The following is a 22,636-nucleotide window of genomic DNA, read 5'->3' as shown; positions in this document are numbered from 1 at the left end:
AGCATAAAGCTTTTATTAATGAAAATAGTAATCATAAACTACGGCGCAGGAAATATTCAAAGCATCATGTTTGCAGTAGAAAGACTCGGTTTTAAAGCGGTTTTGAGCAATGATCCTGATAAAATTCAGAAGGCCGACAAAGTAATTTTTCCGGGCGTAGGAGAAGCAAGTTCAGCAATGACCAAACTGAAAGAAAGCGGTTTGGATCGTTTGATTCCGAACTTAAAGCAGCCTGTTTTAGGAATTTGCCTCGGAATGCAATTAATGTGTAATGCAACGGAAGAAGGGAATACGGAAGGTTTAGGAATTTTTGACGTAGATGTCATAAAATTTACATCTAATGTAAAAGTACCACAAATGGGGTGGAATCAGATTTATAATCTAAAATCTAATCTGTTCAAAGACATTGCCGAAAATGAATTTATGTACCTCGTACACAGTTTCTACGCACCAAATTGCCAATATATGATAGCAACAACAAACTATGATGTAGAGTACGCATCGGCATTACAAAAAGATAATTTTTATGGAACGCAATTTCACCCTGAAAAGAGTGGTGATGTTGGGGAGAAAATCCTTGAAAACTTTCTAAAATTGAATGATTAAAAAATTTAAAGATTGAATGGTTAACCCCAGAAACTCTTTAAATTATTTAATTTTTAAATCTTTAAATAAAAAAAAAATGAGAATAATACCCGCCATAGATATTATCGACGGAAAATGTGTTCGCTTATCGAAAGGCGATTATGACACTAAAATAATTTACAATGAAAATCCTATCGAAGTTGCCAAATCATTTGAAGCTCACGGAATCGAATACCTGCATTTAGTAGATTTAGACGGTGCGAAGTCAAGCAAAATTGTCAATTACAAAATCTTAGAGCAAATTGCGACACAAACGAGCTTGCAAATTGATTTTGGAGGCGGTTTAAAATCAGATGAAGATTTAAGAATTGCCTTTGAAAGTGGCGCAAACCAAATTACAGGCGGAAGTATTGCTGTGAAAAATAAAGAAATATTCCAAAAATGGATCACTCAATATGGTTCCGGGAAAATTATACTAGGCGCTGACGCCAAAGACGAAAAAATTGCCGTTTCAGGCTGGTTAGAAAATTCAGACGAAGATTTAATTCCGTTCATTCAGGAGTATCAAAACAAAGGAATTCAATACGTTATTTGTACGGATATTGCAAAAGATGGAATGTTAGAAGGCCCAAGTTTTGATTTGTATCGCAAAATTTTAAAAAACTGCAATGCCAAATCGAGCGGAGTCGAAATTAAGCTAATCGCATCAGGTGGAATCTCAACATTCGATGAATTGCCTAAACTAGCCGAACTTGGTTGTGAAGGAACAATTATCGGGAAAGCTATCTACGAAGGACGCATTAGCTTAAAACAATTAGAAAATTTTATAATTAGAAAATAAAAACATATGGTTACTTGTCATTTAAAATACACAATAGATCCTTTCCAGCTGGCTGTTTTCGAAGATTACGGAAAAAGATGGATTAAATTAGTAAACCGATTTGGTGGTCAGCATCATGGTTACTTCATGCCTTCTGAAGGAGCTAATAATATTGCGTTTGCAATGTTTTCTTTTCCCAGTTTAGCTGAATACGAAAACTATAGAAGGTTAATTTTGGAAGATCAGGAATGTATTGAAACTTTTAAAATTGCAGAAGATTCTCGCTGTATACTAAGTTACGAGAGAACTTTTCTTCGCCCAGTATTCGAATAGTATAAAATAGAAAATGAGAAAATTTGATAGTTAGATAATTTATTACGTGACATAGAATAATTAACTAATTTTCTAATTAACACTTTAAAGAAATGTTAGCAAAAAGAGTCATACCCTGTTTGGATATAAAAAATGGGAGAACCGTAAAAGGGGTTAATTTCGTTGATCTTCGCGATGCAGGGGATCCTGTTGAGTTGGCAGAACTGTATTCAGCAGAAGGTGCCGATGAACTGGTTTTTCTGGATATTTCAGCCACTGAAGAACGCCGTAAAACGCTTGTTAATATGGTTCGAAATGTCGCAGAGAAGATCAATATTCCATTTACTGTCGGAGGTGGAATTTCAAGCGTTGAAGATGTTGAAATTTTATTGAACAACGGCGCAGATAAAGTTTCGATCAATTCCTCGGCAGTCAAGAATCCACCGTTAATTAATGAATTGGCTCAGAAATTCGGAAGTCAGTGCGTGGTCGTCGCTATCGATGCCAAACAAATTAACGGGCAATGGATCGTACATTTGGTAGGAGGAAAAGTACCAACCGAACTCAATTTATTCGATTGGGCAGTTGAAGTGGCAGCACGTGGAGCAGGAGAGATATTGTTTACTTCGATGGACAATGACGGTACTAAAAACGGATTTGCGAATGAGGCACTTGCTAAACTTTCAGAACTTGTTAATATTCCGATAATTGCTTCGGGTGGTGCGGGAAATATTCAGCATTTTGTAGACTCATTTAAGAAAGGCAAAGCCGATGCAGCCTTAGCCGCAAGTGTTTTTCACTTTAAAGAGATTGAGATTAAGACTTTGAAGGAAGAGCTTAGAAATAATGGTGTTGAAGTTAGGGTTTAGAGCATAGAAAAATAGAAGAAAGAAAATAGAAGAAAGAAAAAAGATACCGGCACTCTAAAATCTAAAGTCTAAAATAAAAAGAGCAGGATATAATTAAAAAACAAAAAGAATTCAGCAATCTAGAATCTGAACTCTAAAATCTAAAATAACTATGAACGTAGATATAAAAAGTGCACACGGATTAATTCCGGCAATCATTCAGGATGCAGAAACCAAGAATGTGCTGATGCTGGGATATATGAATGAAGAATCACTTCAAAAAACAATAGAAACTCAAAAAGTAACCTTTTTCAGCCGATCCAAACAAAGATTGTGGACAAAAGGCGAGGAGAGCGGTAACTTTTTAAACCTGGTAAGCATCAAAAATGACTGCGATGGAGATACACTTTTAATCCAGGCAATCCCTGTAGGGCCAACCTGTCACACAGGAGCAGACACCTGCTGGCAGGAAGAAAACAAAGAAAACTACGGTTTTATTTCTACCTTAGAAAACACCATCAAAACTCGCAGGGAAAATGCTGATTCTGAGAAAAGCTACGTGGCTTCTCTATTCGAAAAAGGAATTAATAAAATTGCTCAAAAAGTGGGTGAAGAGGCCGTAGAAGTAGTTATCGAAGCGAAAGATGATAATGATGATTTATTTCTTAGCGAAAGTGCTGATTTGCTTTTTCATTACCTAATCTTGTTGCAAGCCAAAGGCTATCAGCTTAATGATGTTGTTGATGTTCTGAAAAAGCGTCAGAAGTAAAAAGTTTAGTTTCAGGTTTCAGGTTTCAAGTTATGTTAGGTAACCTGAAACTTGAAACCTGAAACAAATTAGCCGACAGTTACTCTACAAACTCAAAAACGGCAAACTCCTGTGGTTGATGAAAACCAAATTTAGAACTTTTATAAGCTTGTAAAGCAACATATTCAGTGGTATTACCGTAATCAATTCTAAAAGCATTTCCTCGCCACTTAGTTCCCACTTTTGGTGTTGAAAAATTACCGTTTTTAATCGTATTCAGACTTGAGAAAGGAATTTTAATTTCGGTATTGAATCCTTCGTTTGTTATTTTGCTTTGTGTTTCCAATCCCAAAACATCAAACGCTATATTCATGTTCCATCCGCCACAAGCTGGTGAGATACACTTTAACAGTAAATCATAATAAGAAGAGTAGGCGTTCACGCCAATTTCGAGATAGTTTTCCCCATTACCGTCTGCATCAATAAAAATTTCAACCAAATCATCAGTATTAAAAATTTCAGTGTCTTTTTGCTGTGTCTTACCCATAATTTTAGAATCAATCGAACGATAGGTGATATATAGGTTATCATTATCCCATGCAAAAGAAACATACGTATCCTGGGTCGCCTTTTTTCCGGAATCATGAGCCACAAATGGTCCAAGAAAAGGAGTCTTCCAATCTGATAAATTGCCATCAATAGTAACTTTTTGAATAGTTCTTGGAATAAGAATATTTTGCGAATAAGTTGTGATCGAGCACATCAAACAGAGCAGGATAGCAATTTTAAGAATTCTCATAAATGACATATATGGATTTGATTGGCTAAAATACAGAAGAATAAACGAATTTTAACATTAATTTCTAGAATCCTCTCTATTAAATCAGTCAAAACTTGATTCGAATGTTTACATTTGTTGAAGTGTAAACGGCTCAAAAAGCCTTCTTAATTTCGACTAAAAGAAAATATCTGTTTCATATGAAAAAATACTTCGGTGGCGTTTGTATCGCCTTTCTATTTGGCTTTACTGCCAATGCACAAGGACTTTTGAATAAGTCAGAAACTATTTTTACACATCAGGACACTTTACGCGGAAGCATCACAAAAGAAAGAGCCTGGTGGGATTTAAAATACTATCATCTTGATATAAAAGTGAGTCCAAAAGAGAGAACAATTTCAGGTTCAAATACAATCCGTTATACTGTTTTAACCCCATACGATAAGATGCAGATTGATTTGCAGGAACCAATGCAAATTACGAAAGTAACACAAGATGGAAAAGAATTACAGTTTAAAAGAGACGGAAATGCCTTTTTTATTACGCTGACTGAAAAGCAAAAAGTAGGCGATATCAAAGAAGTGATAGTAAGTTTTACAGGAAAACCAAGAGAAGCCGTGAAGGCACCTTGGGACGGCGGAATCAGCTGGAAAAAGGACAAAAATGGTAAAGATTTTATCGCTTCATCCTGTCAGGGATTGGGAGCAAGTGTATGGTGGCCAAACAAAGATCATATGTATGATGAAGTCGAAAACATGTTGATCAGCGTAAACGTTCCCGGTGACCTTACTGAGGTTTCAAACGGAAGATTAAAAAGCGTTAAAAAGGAAAAGGATGGAACAAAAACCTTCAACTGGTATGTTTCAAATCCCATTAACAACTACGGTGTAAACATCAATATCGGCGATTATGTTAATTTCTCAGAAGTATACAAAGGCGAAAAAGGAGATTTAGATTGTAACTATTATGTTTTAAGAGACAATCTTGCTTTGGCAAAGGAACAGTTCAAAGATGTACCAAAAATGCTAAAAGCTTTTGAAAACTGGTTTGGACCTTATCCTTTTTATGAAGACAGTTACAAATTGGTCGAAGTACCCTATCTGGGAATGGAACACCAAAGCAGCGTGACTTACGGGAATGGCTATAAAAATGGTTATTTAGGACGTGATTTAAGCGGAACAGGCTGGGGATTAAAATTTGATTTTATCATTATCCATGAATCAGGTCACGAATGGTTTGCCAACAATATCACGTACAAGGATATTGCGGATATGTGGATTCACGAGAGCTTTACTAATTACTCTGAAAGTCTTTTCCTGGAGTACTACTACGGAAAAGATGCCGCTGCAGAGTACGTAATTGGATGCCGTAAAGGGATTCAGAACGACAAACCTATCATTGGTAATTATGACGTAAACAACGAGGGATCAGGTGATATGTATCCAAAAGGAGCCAACATGCTGCACATGATGCGTCAGATTATAAATGATGATGCCAAATGGAAATCGATTTTAAGAGGTTTAAATAAGACTTTCTATCACCAAACTGTGACAAGCAAGCAAATCGAGGATTATATCAACACACAATCCGGAATTAATTTTAATAGAGTATTTGCTCAATATTTAACCACAACAAAAATCCCGGTTTTTGAGTACATGTTTAAAAACGGAACTTTCGGTTACCACTGGACCAATTGCGTTTCTAAATTTGATATGCCCGTAAGAGTAAAATTAAACGGAGTGGAAACATGGTTAAAACCAACAACCGAATGGCAGTCTGAAAAAACTACTAATGAAGACAGAAAGGTCGAAGTAGATAAAGATTTCTATGTAACAACTTCGAATATAGTCGAATAAAAGATTGATAAATTTCAATAAAAAATCCCAAATTCCAATCTAAAGGTATTTGGGATTTTTTGTGTCTAATTAAAATTAAGCGGATAAGTTTTAAGAACCTATCCAGTTTGTCAGTATAAAATGATTATCAAATTGACTAATCATCTAAGTTATTATCGACTATTCAACTTCGCCTTTTCTTTAATAATATCGGCGATCTTTTTGTTGTCGATTTTACTTTCCAGCCATGAAATAATATCAAGGTATAAAAAGGCTCTTTTCTCATAAGTATTCTTCTCCAGTTCGATAAAGCGAGCTCTCATTTTGATAAACTCCTTTTTAATATCGGCAGGGTAGAAGTTATTCAGGTTTTTCATAAACTTGATAATCTCTTTCTGAACCTCATGTAAATCATTCATTTTTAAGAGGAACTTATACGTGTTCTTCAAATGATTTTCCAAATAATAATCCTTACCCAATTCGTAATGTGCAATCAAGGACAAAAGTCTTGCAAAGCACATTAAATCTTCACGCATCGACAGATTTTTATTGTTGATGATCTTATCCAAATAATTAATCGATTCATTGTACTTTTCAGTACCAAAATAAATAGAGGCAATTTTATAGTAAAACAACATCTCGTGATGCTCATCAAGATGTTCGCTGTGAAGTTTTATTTTCTGCAGAATCTCCGGAATAAGATATTCACTTTCAGCAAAAGTTCCTTCCAGTATGTGAAGGTTCAACTTATTATTATAAACGTACAGAAAAGAAAGCGATGCAATATTATCATTTACCGGAAACCTTGGATCGGCAATGGTTTCTTCTAAAAGCGTCAGGTATTTTTTGAAATTCGACTTGTATTTCAACATATACAACGATTCCAGAAAATAATGATTCCCCTTTAAGAAAAAGACCGGGTTCAGGTAAATCATATTAGGATTATCATAAAACAATCTCACCCATTTGTAGGCATATTTATAACTCGCTAAGAAATCCTGAACCAGAAAACTACGCCAAAGATTAGCATTGTAAAACCAATACTTTTCCCTAAAACCAAACTTACTTTCGTCTAATTTTGAAATATGCTTATTGAAGTAATCGTCAATGTATTTGTACTCTTCGTCGCTTTTTACATAGCCGGTTTTTAGCATGATTCCGTACAACTGCAGCGATAAATTCGATAATTTACTTGAAATGGTATTGCGATAATTCAGTTCTTTGGCCTGAATCACTAATTCGTCAGCGCGTCCCTGAATACTTCGCGTAATGTATTGTGATTCGATTAGTTTTTCGAATTCTACAATTTCATACGCCATGTATTTCTCATCATTCTCAAGCGCCAGTTGTTTTGTTTTGTCCAGAATCTTCAAACTCTGTTTGTACAAACCTTTATTGTATAAAATAACCGCAAAATCGATTTGTTCCCGCAACTGATAACGAATATTCTGACTCGGAATATTCAAGCGAATACTCACTAAAATCTGTTTGTATAAGTATGATTTTAAATTAGATAGCTGAACCTTTTTAATAATACCACTCTTGAGAATCAGCTTTTCATCATAAGTTTCAGACTTATCCAAAATGTTAAATAATTCGATGAATTTGGTATTCGAACTCGTCTCTAAACGACTTGCAAAAATCTTAAACTGCCTTTTTTCGGATTTAGAAAGTGATTTTATTAATACAAATAAGAAATCTTTTTGATGGTTAGCCATTGTAAAATATAATAATATAACTTATTGATTTTTAGTTAATTAACCTGCTTTAAAATGTTTTATGAACAGTATAATTTCATTAAAATGAATTTCGTGCCGGCAAAGTACAATATATATTTGTTATCAAGATGTGAAATTACATTAAATAAACGAATATGAATAGAGAGAAAGTTCAAATTTTTGACACCACTTTGCGCGATGGAGAGCAGGTCCCGGGATGTAAGTTAGATACGAAACAAAAACTAGTTATCGCAGAACGACTTGATAAAATGGGAGTTGACATTATCGAAGCAGGTTTTCCAGTGTCAAGTCCAGGCGATTTTTTATCGGTTTCTGAGATTTGTAAAATTGTAGAAAATGCAACTGTTTGCGGTCTGACAAGAGCCGTAAAAAACGACATTGATGTTGCTGCAGCTGCCTTAAAGCACGCTAAGAAACCTAGAATCCATACTGGAATCGGAACCTCTCAATCTCACATACTCCATAAATTAAACACAACTCCGGAAGACATCATTGCAAGAGCAAAATTTGCTGTAGCACATGCCAAATCCTACGTAGAAGATGTAGAATTCTATGCCGAAGATGCCGGAAGAACCGATAATGCCTTCCTTGCGAAAGTTTGCGAAGAAGTAATAAAATCAGGAGCAACAGTATTGAATATTCCGGATACAACAGGCTATTGTTTGCCTGAAGAATACGGAGCAAAAATTAAATACCTAAAAGAAAATGTAAAAGGTATTGAAAACGTAACCCTTTCCTGTCACTGTCATAACGATTTAGGAATGGCTACAGCAAACTCCATTGCAGGAGCTATCAACGGAGCAAGACAAATTGAATGTACTATAAATGGTATAGGGGAGAGAGCCGGAAATACAGCTTTAGAAGAAGTTGTAATGATCTTCAAACAACATCCTTACCTAAATCTGGACACCAATATCAATACAAGAGAATTAAACGAAATGAGCCGTTTAGTTTCTGAAAGTATGGGAATGATTGTGCAGCCAAACAAAGCCATCGTAGGAGCTAATGCTTTTGCACACAGTTCCGGAATTCATCAGGATGGAGTGATTAAAAACAGAGCCACTTATGAAATCATGGATCCGCTGGATGTAGGTGTAAATGAGTCCTCTATTATATTGACAGCAAGAAGCGGAAGAGCTGCATTGGCTTACCGCGCTAAAAAAGTAGGTTATGAACTTACTAAAGTGCAACTGGATATCGTATACGTTGAATTTTTGAAATTCGCCGATATTAAAAAAGAAGTAATTGATGCTGATATTCATCAAATTATCGAAGCGGCTAAAATTCAGGGAGAATTAATCAGAAACTAGTTCAATAGAGCAAAGATCTAAGAGAATAGAATAAAGAGAATAGAATAAGAAAAAAGGGTTTAAATACATAAAGAACGAGACGTTATGAATTTGAAAATAGCAGTTTTACCAGGAGACGGGATTGGACCAGAGGTAATTTTACAAGCCAAGAAAGCTTTACATGCTATTGGTGAGGTGTACAATCATGAATTTGTTTTTGAAGAGGCGCTCATGGGAGCCATTGCCATTGATAAAACAGGAAATCCTTTGCCGGAGCAGACATTAAACCTTTGTTTAAATACAGATGCTGTATTGTTTGGAGCCATTGGAGATCCTAAATACGATAATAATCCATCAGCGAAAGTGCGTCCGGAGCAAGGATTATTGAAACTGCGCAAGGAGTTGGGATTGTTCGCTAACATTCGCCCGATAAAACCTTATAAATCACTCATTGATGCTTCTCCGTTAAAAAGAGAAATTATCGATGGTGCTGATTTTACTATTTTCAGAGAATTAACCGGAGGCGCATACTTTGGAGCTAAAACCTTAAATGAGGAAGGTACACACGCTTCAGATTTATGTGAATATTCAGAAGAAGAAATCACCAGAATTGCACATTTGGCTTTTAAATCAGCACAAAACCGACGCAAGAAACTTACGATGGTAGACAAAGCCAACGTTTTGGAAACTTCCCGTTTATGGAGAAAAGTCGTTCAGAAAGTAGGCCAAAGTTATCCTGATGTTGCTTTAGACTTTTTGTTCGTAGATAACGCAGCGATGCAATTGATTTTAAATCCAAAACAATTTGATGTGATTTTGACCGAAAATTTGTTCGGAGATATTCTATCAGATGAAGCAAGTGTAATAACGGGATCTATTGGTTTATTAGCCTCAGCATCTTTAGGAGAAAAGAATGCTTTGTTTGAGCCAATCCACGGTTCCTATCCTCAGGCGAAAGGAAAAAACATCGCCAATCCGATTGCTTCCATTTTATCAGCGGCGATGTTATTAGAACATTTTGGTCTATTTAAAGAAGCTGCTATGATCTATAAAGCAGTCGAAAAAGCAATCGAATTTAAAGTCGTAACCGTTGATTTAAAACCGGATTCAAAGTTCGGCACAAACGAAGTAGGGGACTTTGTATCCAATTTTATCTTCAGTAAAGACGACTTACTCTATTTTAATAATGACAACGTTCACATTGGACAATCAACAATTGTTTAATATTTTTTGTTAAAAATTGAATAAATAACAAGAAGTATGTAAAATGTTGAGATTTTATTTTTTTAGTCCTTTAAGTTTTCATACTTTTGTCTCACTAAAAAAAAGAAAGATGCAAATCTCAATTATTATTACTATTTCTGTCATTATTGTAAATGTGATTATCACATATGCACGGGGAATGGTATAAATATAATTGAAAAACTATATTATAAACCTTCCAAATACTGGAAGGTTTTTTTTTGAATTAAAATTAAAAAAATAACACAATAATGGAATTAAATAAGTACAGCAAAACCATCACTCAAGATCAAACACAACCAGCAGCGCAAGCCATGTTGTACGGTATTGGTTTAACTGAAGAAGATTTGAAAAAAGCACAGGTAGGTATTGTGAGCATGGGGTACGATGGTAACACTTGCAACATGCACCTGAATGATTTAGCAAAAGACGTTAAAAAAGGTGTTTGGGATGCAAATCTGGTCGGACTTATTTTTAATACCATTGGTGTAAGTGATGGAATTTCGAACGGTACAGAAGGAATGCGTTATTCCTTAGTTTCCAGAGATGTAATTGCCGATTCTATTGAAACAGTTGCGGGTGCGCAGTGGTACGACAGCATCATTGCAATTCCTGGTTGTGATAAAAATATGCCTGGTGCTCTGATCGCCATGGGACGTTTGAACCGTCCGTCTTTGATGGTATACGGAGGATCTATCCATTCCGGAAAGTGGAAAGGGGAAACATTGAATATTGTTTCAGCTTTTGAGGCCCTAGGAAAAAAAGTGAAAAATGAAATTACTCCGGAGGATTTTAAAGGAGTTATTCAAAATGCTTGTCCCGGAGCAGGTGCCTGTGGCGGAATGTATACGGCTAATACCATGTCTTCGGCAATTGAAGCCCTGGGAATGAGTTTGCCATACAGTTCGTCAAATCCCGCTTTAAGTCAGGAGAAAAGAGACGAATGTCTTGCTGCTGGTAAAGCCATTAGAACATTATTGGAAAAAGATATTAAGCCTAGAGACATTATGACTCGTAAAGCTTTTGAAAATGCCATTACAATTGTAGCCGTTTTAGGAGGTTCAACCAATGCCGTAATGCATTTGATCGCTATGGCACATTCCGTTGGTATTGAAATTACACTTGATGATTTTCAAGCGATAAATGACAGAACTCCTATACTTGCAGATATGAAACCAAGCGGTAAATACATGATGGAAGACATTCATGAAGCAGGAGGTATTCCGTCAGTAATGAAATACTTATTGAAAGTAGGACTAATTCATGGAGATTGTTTAACTGTAACCGGAAAAACAGTGGCAGAAAACTTAGCTTCAACTCCGGATTTACAAGATGGACAACAAGTAATTCATGAAATACAAAAAGCTTTAAAACCAACCGGAAACATTCAGGTTTTATATGGAAATCTTGCTTCTGAAGGAGCTGTTGCCAAAATCAGCGGAAAAGAAGGAGAGTATTTTGAAGGTCCTGCGGTTGTTTTTGAAGGTGAGTTTGAAGTGATTCCAGGTCTTGAAGCCGGAAAAATTAAACCCGGTAATGTAGTCGTCATCAGGTATTGTGGACCAAAAGGTGGTCCGGGAATGCCTGAGATGCTAAAACCTACATCAGCCATTATTGGAGCAGGATTAGGAAGCAGTTGTGCTCTTATTACAGACGGCAGGTTTTCCGGAGGTTCACATGGCTTTGTGGTAGGACACATTACACCAGAGGCTTATGATGGTGGTGGTATTGCACTGGTAAAAGATGGTGATTTAATCGCTATTGATGCTGTAAAAAATACAATCAACCTGAAAATATCTGACGAAGAATTCGCCGCTCGTAAAGAGAGTTGGATTCAGCCTCCTTTAAAAGTAAACAGAGGAGTTTTACTGAAATACGCCAGATCAGTCTCAAGCGCTTCAACAGGTTGCGTTACCGATAAATAATTTTACAATAACAATTTCAAAAAACAATGACAATATCAATAAAATAGCAAAGTTCAATTGCAATAAAAAGTAGAAATATAAAGAATCAGTTTGAAATTGATTTTAACATTGCCATTGAATTTTGAAATTGATTTTTGACATTGAAAAAACAATATACTATGAAAATATCAGGGGCAGAAGCCGTTATAAGATGTTTGTTAGCAGAAGGAGTAGACTTACTTTATGGTTATCCGGGAGGAGCGATCATGCCGGTTTACGATGAATTATATAAATTTCAGGATCAGTTACATCACGTGTTGGTACGTCACGAGCAAGGTGCTACACATGCTGCACAAGGATATGCCCGCGCTACAGGAAAAGTAGGGGTAGCCATTGCAACTTCAGGACCGGGAGCAACCAATTTAATTACCGGAATTGCAGATGCCCAAATCGACTCAACCCCAATGGTTTGTATCACAGGCCAGGTAGGGAAGCACTTGTTAGGATCTGATGCTTTTCAGGAAACGGATATCATCGGAATTTCGACTCCGGTAACCAAATGGAATTATCAGGTAACTGAAGCTTCGGAAATCCCTGAAATTATTGCAAAAGCATTTTACATAGCGCGTTCCGGACGTCCGGGACCCGTATTGATTGACATTACAAAAAATGCTCAGTTTGACCAATTCGATTTTAGTTATGAAAAATGTACCGGAATCAGAAGTTATACTCCGGTTCCGAAACTAAAATTAGATAAAGTGGCCGAAGCTGCTGCTTTAATCAATAGCGCTAAAAAACCTTTTATTGTTTTTGGACAGGGTATTATTCTGGGAAAAGCGGAAGCCGAATTTAAAGCTTTACTTGAAAAATCAGGAATTCCTGCCGCCTGGACCATTTTAGGACTTTCAGCCTTGCCAACAGACCATCCCTTAAACGTGGGAATGCTGGGAATGCACGGGAACTATGGCCCAAATTTGCTAACCAACGAATGTGATGTTTTAATTGCTTTCGGAATGCGTTTTGACGACCGTGTTACCGGAAACCTGAATACTTATGCCAAACAGGCAAAAGTAATTCACTTCGAAATTGATCCTGCCGAAATCGATAAAAATGTAAAAACAGAAATAGCTGTTCTTGGAGATGTAAAAGAAGCCTTAACCGCTTTATTACCATTAATCGAAGCAAAATCACATGATTTATGGCATAACGAATTTAAAGAGCTAAAGAGAATCGAGTACGATTCCGTTATAAAAGAAGAATTAAATCCAACCAATAATAAAGGAATTTCAATGGGTGAAACCATAGAAATGATAAACAAACACTCAAAAGGGGATGCTATTATCGTCTCAGATGTTGGGCAGCATCAAATGTTTGCCTGCCGTTATGCAAAATTCAATTCTACCAAAAGTAACATTACCTCAGGTGGATTAGGTACAATGGGATTTGCTTTACCCGCAGCCATCGGAGCCAAAATGGGAAAACCGGATCGTGAAGTAGTGGCTATAATTGGTGATGGCGGTTTTCAAATGAACATACAAGAATTGGGAACCATTTTTCAGACTAAGGTGCCTGTAAAGATTGTCATTCTAAACAATGAATTTTTGGGAATGGTACGCCAATGGCAGGAGCTATTTTTCGATAACAGATATGCTTCTACTAAAATGATCAATCCAAATTTTGTAGCGATAGCTGAAGGATATTATATTAAATCTAAAAAAGTAACACAAAGGGAAGATTTAGATGCAGCCGTTGCCGAAATGCTGGCTTCAAAAGATTCTTATTTCTTAGAAGTTATGGTAGAAAAAGAAAACAACGTATTCCCAATGATTCCAACGGGAGCATGTGTTTCTGAAATTAGATTAAGCTAAAATTAAAGTTTCATGTTTCAAGTTTTTTGAGTTTCAAGTTGTAAAACGTGAAACCTGAAACTTGAAACAAAAAAAACTAAAAACAATGGAAAACAGAACATTTACCATATCGGTATACTCAGAAAATAATGTAGGATTGTTAAACAGGATATCAGGAATATTCTTAAAGCGTCACATTAATATATTAAGCCTAAACGTTTCTGAATCAGAAATAGAAAGTGTTTCCAGATTTATTATTGTTGTGGAAACAACGGAGAAATGGGTCAAAAATATTGTTGGGCAAATCGAAAAACAAATTGAAGTTATAAAAGCATTTTATCACACCGATGAAGAAACCATTTATCTGGAAAACGCTCTATTTAAAATTGCTTCAAGCCTGTTATTTGATGAAAAACAAATTCAGAACATCATCAAGGATAGTCAGTCAACAATTGTCACAGTTTCCCGCGATTTCTTTGTGATTTCTAAATCGGGGAGACGTTCTGAAATCGAAGATTTGTATGCCAAATTCAAACCTTATGGCATTATGCAGTTTGTTCGCTCAGGAAGGATATCTGTTTCAAAAGAAAAAATGGAAATTTCAACAATGTTAGAAGCATTTCAATAGGATTATTTCATCTATTAACCAATTATTAAATACAACATTCATTAAATATTTTTAAAAAAAATGGCAAATTATTTCAACACATTACCACTTAGATTACAATTAGAACAATTAGGAGTTTGCGAATTTATGGAGCAATCAGAATTTGCAGATGGAATTTCGGCTCTGGCAGGAAAAAAGGTTGTCATTGTAGGCTGTGGAGCACAAGGTCTGAATCAGGGTTTAAACATGAGAGATTCCGGTTTAGACATTTCATACGCATTGCGTGCAGATGCAATTGCAGAGAAAAGAGCATCGTATAAAAATGCCACTGAAAACGGATTTAAAGTAGGTACTTATGAAGAATTAATTCCAACTGCCGACTTAGTTTGCAACTTAACTCCTGATAAACAACATACTGCTGTAGTTACTGCCATAATGCCTTTAATGAAAAACGGAGCAACATTATCTTATTCTCACGGATTTAATATTGTGGAAGAAGGAATGCAAATCCGTAAAGACATCACCGTAATTATGTGCGCACCAAAATGCCCTGGTTCTGAGGTTCGCGAAGAATACAAAAGAGGATTTGGTGTTCCGACACTTATCGCTGTTCACCCGGAGAATGATCCAAACGGTTTTGGTTTAGACCAGGCTAAAGCTTACGCTGTAGCAACCGGAGGACATAAAGCGGGAGTTCTGAAATCATCATTCGTAGCCGAAGTAAAATCAGATTTAATGGGAGAACAAACCATTCTTTGCGGGTTATTACAAACCGGTTCTATTTTATGTTTCGATAAAATGGTGGAAAAAGGAATCGACAAAGCTTATGCTTCAAAATTGATTCAGTATGGATGGGAGACAATTACAGAAGCCTTAAAACATGGAGGTATCACCAATATGATGGATCGTCTTTCCAACCCTGCAAAAATTGAGGCTTACGAAATTGCTGAAGAATTAAAAGACATTATGAGGCCGTTATTCCAAAAACATCAGGATGACATTATCTCAGGAGAATTCTCCAGAACCATGATGATCGATTGGGCAAATGATGATGTAAACTTGCTAAAATGGAGAGCTGCAACTGGAGAAACTAATTTCGAGAAAACAGCTCCACAAGAAGCTCCAATTTCAGAGCAGGAATATTTTGATAACGGAGTACTGATGATTGCAATGGTAAAAGCGGGAGTAGAATTGGCTTTCGAAACCATGACAGAGGCTGGAATCATCGAAGAATCAGCTTATTACGAATCATTACACGAATTACCTTTGATTGCAAACACGATTGCAAGAAAAAAATTATTTGAAATGAACCGTGTGATCTCGGATACTGCTGAATATGGCTGTTATTTATTCGACCATGCCTGCAAGCCGTTGTTAACAGAATTTATGAAAACAGTGGAAACAAATGTAATAGGTAAACCATTTTCTACTTCAAATGGAGTTGACAATGCTACTTTAATTGCTGTAAACAAAGAAGTTCGTCAACACCCTATCGAAGAAGTAGGAGCATGGTTGAGAGAATCAATGACAGCAATGAAAAAAATTGGATAATAAATTGGGAATTACCACACGTACGGTTGTGGAATCTGCTCTGTATCTCCGTTTGATGTAATATTTTTGAATTAGTAAGCACTTATTAAGAAAAATGGATATAGATGCAAATTGCATTCACTTAACTTCTGAAAGTAAGACTGTAAGTTAAGTGAAGCTAATCCCTAATGAAGGGGGTATATTTAGCAATAAATGTACTTGTTGAAGTTTCATTTTAATTAATAAAGTTGCTTCTATTTTCAAAAATAGTGCGGAAGATTGTAATACAGAATTACAAAATTAATTGTTATTGAAATTGTTAAAATTAAAAAGGCATGGTATTCATTTATCGTGCCTTTTTTGCAAAATGTCTTTTTTCATCAAAAAGCCATTTTTTATATTATACTTATTAAAAAGTAATATTTTTTTCAATATCTGTTTTTTTTTCCTATTATTTATGAATTAAATAATTTTAAGAATAGACTGATATTTAATACATTTATAAAAAAAAATTCTAAAAACGTATGAGTTATTATAAAATTGAAAATTTAGAACAGTATTTTAAACATTACAATAAGTCAATTAGAGAGCCTAGAAAGTTTTGGGGAAAAATAGCTGAGGAAAATTTTACCTGGTACCAGCAATGGGAAAAAGTAGTTGATTTTAATATGGCTGATGCGGAAGTAAAATGGTTTACAGAAGCAAAAGTTAACATCACCAAAAATTGCATCGACAGACATTTAAGCAAAAGAGGAGAAAAAACGGCTATCATTTTTGAACCGAATGATCCCTCAGAAAGCGCTTTACATATAACGTATAACGAATTATACGAAAGAGTTTCAAAAATGGCGAATGTTTTGCGCGAGCAAGGCGTACGTAAAGGAGACCGAGTTTGTATTTATTTACCAATGATTCCGGAATTGGCTGTAGCTGTATTAGCCTGTGCCAGAATCGGAGCCATTCATTCTGTTGTTTTTGCAGGGTTTTCAGCTTCTGCTGTGTCTGCCAGAATAATTGATTGCGAATGTAAAATGGTTATTACTTCTGATGGAGGATACAGAGGTAATAAAAACATTGACCTTAAAGGAATTGTTGATGAGGCATTAGAAACTTGCCCGTCTGTAACTAAAGTTTTAGTTGTAAAAAGAACTAATAACGAAGTTAAAATGAGAGACGGCCGTGACGAATGGTTACAGCCTCTATTAGATAAAGCCTTAGATAATAGTGTTGCGGAAATAATGGATGCTGAAGATCCGTTATTCATTCTGTACACCTCTGGTTCTACGGGCAAACCAAAAGGAATGGTACATACCACAGCCGGATATATGGTTTATACGGCTTATACCTTTAAGAATGTTTTCAATCACGAAGAAAATGATATTTTCTGGTGTACTGCTGATATAGGTTGGATTACAGGTCACTCTTATATTTTATACGGACCTTTATTAAATGGAGGAACAACTGTAATTTTTGAAGGAGTTCCTTCTTATCCTGACTTTAGCCGTTTTTGGGACATTATTGAAAAACATAAAATCACACAATTTTATACAGCACCAACTGCAATTCGTTCACTTGCAAAAGAAAGTTTAGATTATATCCAAAAGTATCCTCTAAAATCACTTAAAGTAATTGGATCAGTTGGAGAGCCAATCAACGAAGAAGCCTGGCACTGGTTCAACGATCACGTTGGAGATAAAAGATGTCCGGTTGTGGATACCTGGTGGCAGACTGAAACCGGTGGAATCATGATTTCGCCAATTGCCTTTGTAACCCCAACTAAACCAACCTACGCGACTTTGCCACTACCGGGAATTCAACCTGTTTTGATGGATGAAAAACGCAATGAAATTGAAGGAAATCAGGTTGTTGGAAGTTTATGTATTAAATTTCCATGGCCAGGAATCGCCAGAACAATCTGGGGTGACCACCAACGCTACAAAGACACTTATTTCTCTGCTTTCCCGGGAAAATATTTTACAGGAGACGGTGCCTTAAGAGACGAAGTTGGTTATTACAGAATTACCGGTAGAGTAGATGATGTTGTGATTGTATCCGGTCACAACTTAGGAACAGCTCCTATTGAAGATGCCATTAACGAACATCCTGCAGTAGCTGAATCTGCTATCGTTGGATTCCCACATGACATTAAAGGAAATGCCTTATATGGTTTTGTAATCTTAAAAGAAACAGGAGAAGTTAGAGACCGATCTAATCTTAGCCGTGAGATCAATCAATATATTTCTGATCACATCGGACCAATTGCAAAATTGGATAAAATTCAGTTTGTTTCAGGCTTGCCTAAAACACGTTCAGGAAAAATTATGCGTAGAATTTTACGTAAAATAGCAGAAGGCGATTTTTCTAATTTTGGAGATACTTCAACTTTGCTAAACCCTGAAATTGTTGACGAAATTACAAAAGGGAGGATCTAGTATCTTCACAAAATAAAAAAAGCTGTCCATTCGACAGCTTTTTTATATCTATTTTTTTTTACTTCCTTAATCCTTTAAGAAGTGCATAAATAGCCATTGCGTGTCCGTGACCTAAATCAAAATCCGTTTTTAGCCAGCTAACAATTTCGGTTGCTTTTACTTCAGGTTTTAATTCTCCACTGACTGAAAATCCTTTTTCATCTGAAAGTTTTTTAAAATCATCAGGACCTTTTCCTGTCTTTGTTTTAATATTGGTTAAATAAGCTTGAAATGACATAATTTTTTAGTTTTAATAGTTATAGTTTATTTCTCGACAATCGTTTTTATGTTCGTTAGGCTTTCTTCTACATCAGCTCCAATTATTTTATCCATATCAAAGAAAAGAAGCATAAAATTCTTTGGCCAGTTCATTCCGCTATTGTAAATCCAGATAAGCTTTGTTTGATTTCCGGCTAACGTTTCTGTTTGCATATGTCCATTTGCCGTAAATACATAAGGTGCTAAAAAACGAAGTTCAAAATCGATTCTGCTATTTTCTACTTTTTTTATTTCCCATTCTCCTTTACCAGTCTTATGGTGTTTGCTTTCAAAAGTCAGAACAGAACCTGCAGTTCCGTCAGTACCTGTTATCTCGATTTTTGTAGCAGGATCCAGCAATAGCCATTTACTGTACAATTTTTGATTCCGATTCAGTTTTATAAAATCAAAAACTTCCGCTTTGGGTTTATGGACGATTATTTCTCTCCTTATAGTATATTTATTTTTAGTAAACATTGCTACTACTAAAGCTATTGAAACTATAGCTATCAATACCGTTATTATTTTTACGAATATCATTTTCATTTTTGTTAAATTGGTTAATTAAAAAGGTCTTTATATTTATTTCTAATTTTGATTTTCGGTGAAGTTAAACATCCCGGAGATTCACCAATGGCCTGAAATATAATCTGACTCTTCAGACATTTTCTACAGAACGTCTTTACTTTAAGACAATTACCGCTAAAAGCCAGATGAGAATTTATAGTTGTCATTTTGTTTTACTTTTTCTGTTAATTTTTAATCAAACTAACAAGACAAAGATGCGATTACTTACAAAAGGCAATACTGTACGTAAATGACAACAATAGGGGGATTTACGTCATTTCTTTCTGCCGCTATGAAAAACAAGTAAAATCGAAGGCGTACAAAACTAAAAAACTTTGATTGCGCTTAGTCTAACAGCTATTCACCTAACAAAAAACCTTTAAAACAACAAATCCGACAACCCCAAACCTTGGGATTATCGGATTTATAACATTCATTAGTGATCCTTTATTTCGGATATATCAAATATGTTTAGCCAAAAAAAGGAAATACTTTTCAGTGATTTCCTTACTTCTTTTTAACATGTTTTTGATTCATTCATTCTATTTAATTCCTAATCTCGATTTCAGTTTAAGGAATAATAGGCCAATTTTATACGCATCTTCTGCAGACGAATTTCTATCGCTTTTCGGAATTTTGAATATTTCACTTAAATCGTCCAGAGAAAACTGTTTGTCATTAATATCCATCAATTTTCGGTACATCATATCGATATCTAGTGCTTCATTTTTCAATCTTCCACAATCCAGACGTTCTAATGCTGCATTCAGCATTTCGATATCAAAATTAATATGATGCCCAACCAGAACAGAGTTTCCTATAAAATTAATCAGAGCTTCTATCGCATCAGGTTCCGGCATCTTCATCATTTTGCTTTCGATGATGAATTCATTAGAAAGTCCATTATCCTGCAAAAATTTGTACTGCAGCAAAACAGCTTCAAAATTGTCTTTAATCACAATGCTGTCATCCGTAACCGAAAATGCGCCTAAAGACAAAATAACATCTTTATTCGGATTTAAACCTGAAGTTTCTGTAGATAACACCACAAATCTGTTCGGTTTAACTTCAAATTTCGTTAAGTATTCCTTCCAAAAGTCCGGATACTCTTTATTGATATTTTTAATCCAGTCTAGCATACTTATGAGAATTGTGTAAGTTGAAATTTACTCTTAATTAATTCCTCAAGGTCTTTCATTGGGGTTAAGGCATTTTTTAACTTTTCTTTATCAGTTTTCGACATTTCCCTCAAATTAATATATTGTCCGGAATCGTCATTTTTCAAACCTTCAACAGTTCTAAATTTAGACAAAGTTAGAAAAGCTTCAGCACAGCTTAAATAAATCTCTGCATTTTTAGAATCTGTAATCGCTAATTGTTTAAATCTCAAATAAGTATTTTTAATTCCCTTTATATTAGCATTCAAAATCAGCAAACGAGCTGAATCAATTAAAGGCATTAATGCACGGGTTTTAATATCAAATTTTGTTTTGTGAGGTCCTTCTTCTTCAATAATAAACTTTTTGAAAAAACTTAAAGGAGAATTGCGTTTTAGAGCATCATTCCCTAAGAAATCAAAAAACAAAGTATTGTTTACCGCATTCTTAAAGATCACGTTTTCGATCACTTCTTCAATTTTAGGTTCTCCAAAAACAATCTCATAATCAAAGAAAATACTACTCAAATCATTACTATTTTCACCTGGAGTATTCATCCAGCTGTTGTATTGTTTCGTCCAATCAGTCAATGACTTACACCAAAGCATATTACTCCCCATATGTCCGTTTGGACAAAGTTCGTAACCTACTTTTTCTAAGATTGAAGTTGTTCTTTTAGCCAGTCTTAAAAAGTAATCTTTTACCTCTCTGTACTTGTCCGGTGCCACGTCTTCAAAAATCAGAATACTGTCCTGATCCGTAAGTAAAAGCTGCTCCTTACGCCCTTGACTACCAATACTTAACCAAGCAAAACGAGCAGGAGGGGAGCCTAAATCTAAAATAGACAGCTCGACAGCACGTTTAATAATAGCCAGATTAATTTCGCTTGCAATATTGCTGACATGCGAAATTGGAATATTTTTCTGAATCGAATTCTGAATTAAATCAGACAAACGATCGCGGATTTGTTTTAGATCTTTTGGTAATTGAGAACGTTTTACTTCCTTAATCAAAACACCCGGATTACTGGCTTGTGCGACAATTAGATCATGCTCGGAAATAATTCCTTTTACAGCAGATTTACTTGTACCGTCTTTGGTAACACATAAATGAGTAACGTTGTGTTTCAACATTAGTAATTGTGCTTCGGCCAAAGAAACATTTTCAATAACCGTAACTACCGGCGAAGACATAATCTTATCAATCGTTTCAGTGATAGGATAGCGGCCTGTAGCAATTTTAGACGATAAATCGGCATTGGTTACAATACCAATTGGATTGTTTTTTTCGCAGATCACAATATTGTCTACCAATGATTCGGTCATCAAAATAGCCACATCTTTGATAATGTGGTTGGATTCAGTTGTTAACGGCGAATTATTGTAAGCCAAAGACTGAATGTATTGCATTTCAGATTGCTGATCTACATAAAAAGCGGTATCAGAAATTAATTTTCCGTTAGAATGTACATTGTCCTTTGCGTGTCTTGAATTTACAGCAAAACTCTCCAAGAGAAAATTCAAAACATCCGAATTATTCGCTACGAATGGTCTGAAAACTGCAATTGGAATAGCATAAATAATACTTTCTTCACGAGCTTTAGCCGTCATCATATAGTTATTCTTGGCAAAAAACGGACGTAAGCCAAAAATATCTCCTTCATGACATTTGTTTATAATCGTTTCCTCGGCATCAGCAATTGTGGTCAGATTTACAATACCTGAAGCAACAACATAAAAGCTGTCATGAAGCAGGTCATTGTTTTGAAATAATACTGCATGTTTTTCTAAATTGATCACACGAATGTTAGTTGCAATATCTGATAATTCCTGAAAAGTTAAATTATCAAATGGCGGGTATTCTTTTAAAAAATCTGCAATATGCTCAGCAATTGTATTCATACGGTTGATATTTTTTTTAAAGTATCGAATGTAAAAATAAGAAAATTATGTCTTAGAATGAAAGCATCCCATACAGAATATAATTATTTTAAAGAAATCTTAAATATAACCATTTTAAAGCTTTTAAAACAGCTCATTGCAATTTTGAAACTCAATTTAAATTAGTTATTTATATGGATTGGTGAAAGTACATGCACA

Annotated in this window: 19 protein-coding genes; 13 read left to right on the top strand and 6 right to left on the bottom strand. The window is 35.3% G+C overall.

Annotation, left to right across the window (positions count from 1 at the left end; all coding sequences use genetic code 11):
* The first annotated feature begins 18 nt into the window (after positions 1–18).
* The 5 genes from hisH to hisIE all read left to right on the top strand — a co-directional run bounded on the left by hisH (position 19) and on the right by hisIE (position 3,334).
* Positions 19–606 carry an imidazole glycerol phosphate synthase subunit HisH gene (gene hisH / locus BHE19_RS16785; protein WP_070908077.1) on the top strand — a complete coding sequence of 196 codons (588 nt, stop codon included), beginning with the start codon at positions 19–21 and terminating at the stop codon, positions 604–606.
* Between the two features lie 76 nt (positions 607–682).
* The gene (hisA, locus tag BHE19_RS16780; protein ID WP_070908199.1) at positions 683–1,426 is read left to right on the top strand and encodes a 1-(5-phosphoribosyl)-5-[(5-phosphoribosylamino)methylideneamino]imidazole-4-carboxamide isomerase; all 744 of its coding nucleotides are present in this window, start codon (positions 683–685) and stop codon (positions 1,424–1,426) included.
* A gap of 6 nt (positions 1,427–1,432) precedes the next feature.
* Positions 1,433–1,738, top strand: a complete 306-nt coding sequence (locus BHE19_RS16775) for an NIPSNAP family protein (RefSeq protein WP_017497486.1) — start codon at positions 1,433–1,435, stop codon at positions 1,736–1,738.
* A gap of 92 nt (positions 1,739–1,830) precedes the next feature.
* Positions 1,831–2,586, top strand: a complete 756-nt coding sequence (gene hisF / locus BHE19_RS16770; RefSeq protein WP_070908076.1) for an imidazole glycerol phosphate synthase subunit HisF — start codon at positions 1,831–1,833, stop codon at positions 2,584–2,586.
* A gap of 145 nt (positions 2,587–2,731) precedes the next feature.
* A complete protein-coding gene (gene hisIE, locus BHE19_RS16765; RefSeq protein WP_317040066.1) occupies positions 2,732–3,334 on the top strand; it encodes a bifunctional phosphoribosyl-AMP cyclohydrolase/phosphoribosyl-ATP diphosphatase HisIE in 603 nt (200 codons plus the stop codon).
* A gap of 79 nt (positions 3,335–3,413) precedes the next feature.
* Here hisIE and BHE19_RS16760 read toward each other — a convergent pair whose 3' ends face one another.
* The gene (locus tag BHE19_RS16760) at positions 3,414–4,112 is read right to left on the bottom strand and encodes a carbohydrate-binding family 9-like protein (protein ID WP_070908074.1); all 699 of its coding nucleotides are present in this window, start codon (positions 4,110–4,112) and stop codon (positions 3,414–3,416) included.
* Between the two features lie 179 nt (positions 4,113–4,291).
* Here BHE19_RS16760 and BHE19_RS16755 point away from each other — a divergent pair, with 179 nt between their 5' ends.
* On the top strand, positions 4,292–5,947 hold the full coding sequence (locus BHE19_RS16755) for a M1 family metallopeptidase (protein ID WP_070908073.1): 1,656 nt from the start codon (positions 4,292–4,294) through the stop codon (positions 5,945–5,947).
* Between the two features lie 152 nt (positions 5,948–6,099).
* Here BHE19_RS16755 and BHE19_RS16750 read toward each other — a convergent pair whose 3' ends face one another.
* On the bottom strand, positions 6,100–7,644 hold the full coding sequence (locus BHE19_RS16750) for a hypothetical protein (RefSeq protein WP_017497481.1): 1,545 nt from the start codon (positions 7,642–7,644) through the stop codon (positions 6,100–6,102).
* Positions 7,645–7,799: 155 nt separating this feature from the next.
* Between BHE19_RS16750 and BHE19_RS16745 the strand changes: the two genes are divergently transcribed.
* The 7 genes from BHE19_RS16745 (at position 7,800) to acs (ending at position 18,516) form a co-directional block, all read left to right on the top strand.
* Positions 7,800–8,975 carry a 2-isopropylmalate synthase gene (locus BHE19_RS16745; RefSeq protein WP_017497480.1) on the top strand — a complete coding sequence of 392 codons (1,176 nt, stop codon included), beginning with the start codon at positions 7,800–7,802 and terminating at the stop codon, positions 8,973–8,975.
* A gap of 84 nt (positions 8,976–9,059) precedes the next feature.
* Positions 9,060–10,178, top strand: coding sequence for a 3-isopropylmalate dehydrogenase (gene leuB, locus BHE19_RS16740; RefSeq protein ID WP_070908072.1), 1,119 nt, complete (start codon positions 9,060–9,062; stop codon positions 10,176–10,178).
* 269 nt (positions 10,179–10,447) lie between these two features.
* Positions 10,448–12,121, top strand: a complete 1,674-nt coding sequence (gene ilvD, locus BHE19_RS16735; RefSeq protein WP_070908071.1) for a dihydroxy-acid dehydratase — start codon at positions 10,448–10,450, stop codon at positions 12,119–12,121.
* 158 nt (positions 12,122–12,279) lie between these two features.
* Positions 12,280–13,968 carry a biosynthetic-type acetolactate synthase large subunit gene (ilvB, locus tag BHE19_RS16730; protein ID WP_017497477.1) on the top strand — a complete coding sequence of 563 codons (1,689 nt, stop codon included), beginning with the start codon at positions 12,280–12,282 and terminating at the stop codon, positions 13,966–13,968.
* Between the two features lie 85 nt (positions 13,969–14,053).
* Positions 14,054–14,575, top strand: coding sequence for an acetolactate synthase small subunit (gene ilvN / locus BHE19_RS16725; protein WP_026110090.1), 522 nt, complete (start codon positions 14,054–14,056; stop codon positions 14,573–14,575).
* A 60-nt stretch (positions 14,576–14,635) separates the two neighbouring features.
* Positions 14,636–16,105, top strand: coding sequence for a ketol-acid reductoisomerase (ilvC, locus tag BHE19_RS16720; RefSeq protein ID WP_070908070.1), 1,470 nt, complete (start codon positions 14,636–14,638; stop codon positions 16,103–16,105).
* A 503-nt stretch (positions 16,106–16,608) separates the two neighbouring features.
* Positions 16,609–18,516: an acetate--CoA ligase gene (acs, locus tag BHE19_RS16715; protein ID WP_070908069.1), complete on the top strand. Its 1,908-nt coding sequence runs from the start codon at positions 16,609–16,611 to the stop codon at positions 18,514–18,516.
* A gap of 58 nt (positions 18,517–18,574) precedes the next feature.
* Here the strand turns inward: acs and BHE19_RS16710 are convergent, their stop codons facing one another.
* The 4 genes from BHE19_RS16710 to BHE19_RS16695 form a co-directional block, all read right to left on the bottom strand.
* A complete protein-coding gene (locus tag BHE19_RS16710; protein ID WP_070908068.1) occupies positions 18,575–18,793 on the bottom strand; it encodes a DUF4287 domain-containing protein in 219 nt (72 codons plus the stop codon).
* 26 nt (positions 18,794–18,819) lie between these two features.
* Positions 18,820–19,359 carry an SRPBCC family protein gene (locus BHE19_RS16705; protein ID WP_070908067.1) on the bottom strand — a complete coding sequence of 180 codons (540 nt, stop codon included), beginning with the start codon at positions 19,357–19,359 and terminating at the stop codon, positions 18,820–18,822.
* Positions 19,360–19,922: 563 nt separating this feature from the next.
* Positions 19,923–20,519: a 3'-5' exonuclease gene (locus BHE19_RS16700; RefSeq protein WP_017497471.1), complete on the bottom strand. Its 597-nt coding sequence runs from the start codon at positions 20,517–20,519 to the stop codon at positions 19,923–19,925.
* Positions 20,520–20,521: 2 nt separating this feature from the next.
* On the bottom strand, positions 20,522–22,438 hold the full coding sequence (locus BHE19_RS16695) for a DUF294 nucleotidyltransferase-like domain-containing protein (RefSeq protein WP_017497470.1): 1,917 nt from the start codon (positions 22,436–22,438) through the stop codon (positions 20,522–20,524).
* Positions 22,439–22,636: the final 198 nt, after the last annotated feature.

The sequence above is a fragment of the Flavobacterium tructae genome, from assembly GCF_001853485.1.
Classification (GTDB): Bacteria; Bacteroidota; Bacteroidia; order Flavobacteriales; family Flavobacteriaceae; genus Flavobacterium; species Flavobacterium tructae.
Note: the sequence above shows the minus strand (reverse complement) of the source record. Positions and strands in the feature narration are given on the sequence as shown.